The sequence below is a fragment of the Mesorhizobium sp. M1A.F.Ca.ET.072.01.1.1 genome (genome assembly GCF_004023325.1).
In the GTDB taxonomy this organism is placed as follows: domain Bacteria; phylum Pseudomonadota; class Alphaproteobacteria; order Rhizobiales; family Rhizobiaceae; genus Mesorhizobium.
Genome location: NZ_RZSF01000581.1, coordinates 1 through 2107 on the forward strand (window position 1 = coordinate 1; position 2107 = coordinate 2107).

Annotated in this window: 1 pseudogene; it reads right to left on the reverse strand. The window is 63.0% G+C overall.

Going from position 1 to position 2107, the window contains the following annotated elements:
* Positions 1 to 2035: pseudogene (locus EOA32_RS36530) on the reverse strand (hypothetical protein); the annotation flags it as partial.
* Between the last annotated feature and the right edge of the window lie 72 nt (positions 2036 to 2107).

Below are 2107 nucleotides of genomic sequence, written 5' to 3' on the forward strand. Positions count from 1 at the left end.
CCATGATGTCGTCGGCGATGAACGGAACAGAGGGCCTGAGCTTGGCAAACTCGTAATATCCCGCGAGGCGTAGAGCCAAGTAGAGCTGAAAACGCGCGCCTTTCGACAAAGCGTCTGCGACCTTCGATTGGCCATCCCGCTGCGTGGCGATGAGGACGTCACCGCCTTTTGCCGGCTGGGTCGTCAAGCCTGTGTACTGGCCGCGCGTGATCAGTGCGAAGGCGTCCGAGGCCTGGCTCATCATTCCAGAGCGGTGACGTTCGCGATAGACCCGGAGCGCGCTTGCTGCCGACATGACGCCAAGCTTCAACTCGATATAGCGGGCAGCCTTCTCCTCGATTTCGAGAAGAACGGTGCGGCGCTCCGCATCGATCCGGGCAACTTGGCTGTCGCCGCCAATCGCGTCGAGCTTGTCGGTCGCTCGGGTACGCCGGACGAGTTGCTGTTGTATGGCTTCATCGAGGTCGGCGAGGTGCCGCTCGATTTCGGCCTTTTCAATTGCCAGCCCATCGAGATCGACGCTCTCCAGCAATGAGCGCGCCTGGGCGAAGTCCTCGAGGGCGAGCTCGCTCGTCACTCGTTCTTCAAGCTCGGCCACTGCGCTCTGCAGGCTGTCTCGCTCGCGAAGTTGTTCATCACGCTCTGCGACCTCGGGCAGAGTTTTCACCCCGAAAGCGTCGAGCACCTCCTGCTTGGTCGTCTGGTGTGCCGCGATCTCGGCGCTCAATGCCTCCTGAACGTCTCGCAACTTTTGAACATCGAGGAGGAGATTCGCCCGCGCCTCTCGGGCGCGCTCGGCTTGCTCCAGACGCTCGGTCAGCCTGGCGCTCGCCTGTTCCGGCGCCTCGTCACCTGTGGGATCCCCGGCCTGCGCACTAAGCCGGGCCACCTCGTCAGCAAAGCCAGTCCTGTCAGCCTCCATTTTGCCTATGCGGGTACGCATGGCCTCACGATCCTGCAGCGCCTTTGACAGGTCCGACAGCTGATCGAGCACGCTGCCGAGCCCGGTTCCGGCGATGCCGTCTTCGAGCCAAGTCCCCTTCAGCGTTTCATTGACGTCGGCCTGCCATGCAACATCCCGCCGCTCTGCAATTTCAACGGCTAGCCGCCTGGCGGCCAGCTCCTCTTCCTTCGCGGCGACGCTTCTTAGCGCTTCCGCGCGTTCCGCGTCGACCTTCGCCTGCCTGTCCAGAAAACGGTCAGCAGCGACCACCATCGCCTCCAGGGCCTCACCGGCTTCCGGCTGAATTCCAACGCTTCGAAGAGCCGAGGCCAATCCTAGATGGATCCGCTCTCCTTCAGCTGTTGTTCGTTCAATTCTCGCGCGTGCGAGCAGGATGTCGTCCCAGGCGCCAAGCGCGTCAGCGCGCGCGGACAGCCGCTCCTCCAAAAGTCCGATCAAGAGGTCGAGCGACTGCGCTTGGCAATCCTTAAGCAGGGTGCTGGCCATTTGCTTGATTTCAATCGACGCCGTTTCAGTGCGTTTTTCCAGCTCGCAGAGTTGGGCAGCGACGCGCTCACTCGCCAATTCGGTTTCGGCCGCCTTTTGCTTGATTACGCGCAGGTCCGCAAGCTCGCCGGCGTGAGCCAATCGCGCAGCACCGACCTGATCGTCCCTGGCCAGTGCCACGGCGAAGGCGTCTGCGGTTTCGGGCTTTAGGTCCGCCCGGTGACTTCGCCAGGCCTCTTCCCTCTCACGCCGAATGGCTGCGGCTGTGTCATCGTCAGCGATGTCGGCCGAGGCGCGGACAGCAGTCAGACGAGCCGACGTTGAGATCCGGCTTTGTTCATGCTCAGCCAGACGCTCGGAAAAGACTGCCCTGTCCCTTTGAAGGTCGGCGGCCAGTTTCTTCCAGGCAGCCATCTGCGTCGGCACTGGGACCGGCATTTTGGAAAGTGCCTCTGCATCTCCCGACCACGGCCGAAGGTGCCGCATCGCATCGGCCAGCCTTGTTTGACGCTCTTCCTCGAACCCGCGCGCCTCTGCGATTTCGCGTTTGTGACCGCTGGCCTTGGCTTCCGACACGGCTGCCATCAGCCGGGCTCTTGCGGGCTCGGGGACCGCCCTCTCCTCGCCAACGCGACCTCGGGCCGCATTGAGCCCGTC